We start from the raw sequence: 2,747 nt of genomic DNA on the forward strand, positions 1-2,747 counted from the left end.
GCCGGTGACTCCGCCGCCCCCGATGTCGCCATCGCGCCCCGTGACGACACCGAACGGATGGCCTTCGGCGCGTGGGCCGTGGTCACCGGTGCCTCGGCCCCCGGGGTGACCGGCACGCTGCCCGCGCTCGACGAGTCCACCCGCACCGCCCTGGCCGAGCGGCTGTCGACCCGTTGTGGCGGCGAGATCACCGCCGAGCAGCTGGCCGGGGCCACGACGATCGCGGAGGTCGCCGACCTGCTGCGTCCGTTCACCGAGGTGGCGGTCGAGGGCAACATCCGCGTCCTGCGCGAGGGCTCCGCCGACAGCACCCCCCTGTTCCTGTTCCACGCGGCCGGCGGGTCGTCGTTCGTGTACGAGCCGCTGGTCGATCGCCTGGACGGTGACACCCCGGTCTACGGCGTCGAGCGCACCGAGGGGCCGCTGGAGGAGAGGGCCGCCGGGTACCTCGACAGGATCCGGGAGATCGCCTCGGGACGGCCCGTCGCGCTCGGCGGCTGGTCCTTCGGTGGCGCCCTGGCGGTCGAGGTCGCCCGTCAGCTGCGCGCCGCGGACGACGTCGTGGCGCTGGTGGCACTCCTCGACACCGTGCAGCCCTCCGAGCCGATCCCGGACACCCTCGACGAGGCCGAGGCGCGCTGGAAGCGGTACTCCGAGTTCGCCAAGCGGACCTACGGGTTGGACGTGGAGGTGCCGCGGGAGTTCCTCGCCGAGCACGGCGAGGACGGCGTGCTGGGGATGCTGCTCGAGGGCCTGGGCGCCGAGGCGAACGCGATGGGCGGCGGGGTCATCGAGCACCAGCGGGCCAGCTTCGTCGACAACCGCATCCTGCAGAGCGCGGACCTGTCCACGTGGTCGGGCGTCGGCGCGGAGGTCTCCTTCGTGCTCTACCGCGCGGAGCGGATGCACGAGGGCGCGATCGAGCTCGAGCCCCGCTACGCGCGGGTCGACACCGATGGTGGCTGGGGCCGGATCGTCAACGATCTCGAGGTGGTCCAGCTCAAGGGTGACCACCTCGCGGTGGTGGACGAACCCGTGGTCGGTACGGTCGGTAAGCATCTGGCGCGTCGTCTCTCGGAGATCGACGCGGGAGTACTGAAGGGATCGGACGCGTGACGGCTAGGACCACCGCGGAGAAGCTCGCGGAACTGCGGGTCAAGACCGAGCAGGCCCGGGACCCGGGCAGCGAGCGGGCCAGGGCCCGCCGGGACGCCGCGGGTCACACCCCGCCGCGGGAGCGCATCGCGGAGCTGCTCGACGCGGGCAGCTTCGTGGAGATGGGCCAGCTGGCCAAGGCTCCCGGCAGCCCGGACAACCCGTTCGGGGACGGCGTGGTGACCGGCCGCGGCACCATCGACGGTCGTCCGGTGGTCGTGTACGCGCACGACAACACGGTCTTCGGCGGGTCGGTGGGCGAGGGCTTCGGCAAGAAGGTCTGCGCGATCATGGACTTCGCCCTCAAGGTGGGGTGCCCGATCATCGGGATCAACGACTCCGGTGGGGCCCGCGTCCAGGACGCCGTCACCTCGCTGGCCTACTACTCCGAGATCTCCCGGCGGCAGTATCCGGCCTCCGGGTACGTGCCCCAGATCTCGATCATGCTGGGCAAGTGCGCGGGCGGCGCCGTCTACGCCCCCGCGACCACCGACTTCGTGATCGCGGTCCAGGACCAGGCGTACATGTTCGTCACCGGGCCCGACGTGATCCGGCAGGTCACCGGCGAGGACGTCACCATGGACGAGCTCGGCTCGGCCCTGCAGCAGGCCAAGAACGGCAACGTCAACCACGTCGCCGTGAGCGAGCAAGACGCCTTCATGTACGTGCGTAACCTGCTGAGCTACCTGCCGTCCTCGGCCGCGGAGAAGGCGCCGCGGATCAACCCGGGTCTCGAGGCGGAGACCACGGAGTCGGACCGACAGCTGGACTCGATCATCCCGGACTCGGACAACGCCGCGTACGACATGCACGACGTGCTCCTGCGGATGTTCGACGACGGCGAGTTCGTGGAGACCTCCGGGCAGTTCGCGTCCAACATCATCACGGGTTTCGCCCGGGTCGACGGTGAGTCCGTCGGCGTCGTCGCCAACCAGCCCCTGCACCTGTCGGGCGCGTTGGACATCGACGCCTCGGAGAAGGCCACGCGGCACATGATGCTGTGCGACGCCTACTCGATCCCGCTGGTCTACGTGGTGGACACCCCCGGCTACCTCCCGGGCGTGCAGCAGGAGAAGCTCGGCATCATCCACCGCGGGGCCAAGATGGGTTTCGCCGTGGTGGCGGCCTCGGTCCCCAAGGTCACGTTCGTCGTCCGCAAGGCCTACGGCGGCGCGTACGCCGTGATGGGGTCCAAGAACCTGGGCGGCGACCTCAACTTCGCGTGGCCCACCGCCCGCATCGCGGTGATGGGTGCCGAGGGCGCGGTCGACCTGCTGCAGCGTCGTCAGATCGAGGAGGCGGGCCCCGAGGAGGGTCCCAAGCTCCGCAAGCAGCTGATCGACATGTACAACGAGTTCATCGCGACCCCGTACACCGCCGCCGAGCGCGGGTACATCGACGCGGTGATCGAGCCGTCGCAGACCCGCCTGGTCCTGCGCGGCGCGTTGGCCCAGCTGCGCGACAAGGTCCGCAACGAGCCCCCGCGCAAGCACCCGATCGCACCGCTGTGACCCTTCCGGCCGGCTGACCCGCCCACTGCTCGGCCCGCCCACAGCCCGGCCCGTCCACTGCCCGGCCCGCCCTCCCCGGGG

Annotated in this window: 2 protein-coding genes; both read left to right on the plus strand. The window is 71.0% G+C overall.

All coding sequences use genetic code 11. The features are described from left to right. Positions 1-1,116 (plus strand): alpha/beta fold hydrolase (locus tag G6022_RS13530; protein ID WP_182691764.1); only part of this gene is annotated, 1,116 nt, incomplete at its 5' end. Further along, on the plus strand, positions 1,113-2,666 hold the full coding sequence (locus G6022_RS13535) for an acyl-CoA carboxylase subunit beta (protein WP_182639796.1): 1,554 nt from the start codon (positions 1,113-1,115) through the stop codon (positions 2,664-2,666). The genes G6022_RS13530 and G6022_RS13535, both read left to right, overlap by 4 nt. The last annotated feature ends 81 nt before the right edge of the window (positions 2,667-2,747 follow it).

It is taken from the genome of Dietzia sp. Cai40 (genome assembly GCF_014145165.1).
Taxonomy (GTDB): Bacteria; Actinomycetota; Actinomycetes; order Mycobacteriales; family Mycobacteriaceae; genus Dietzia; species Dietzia natronolimnaea.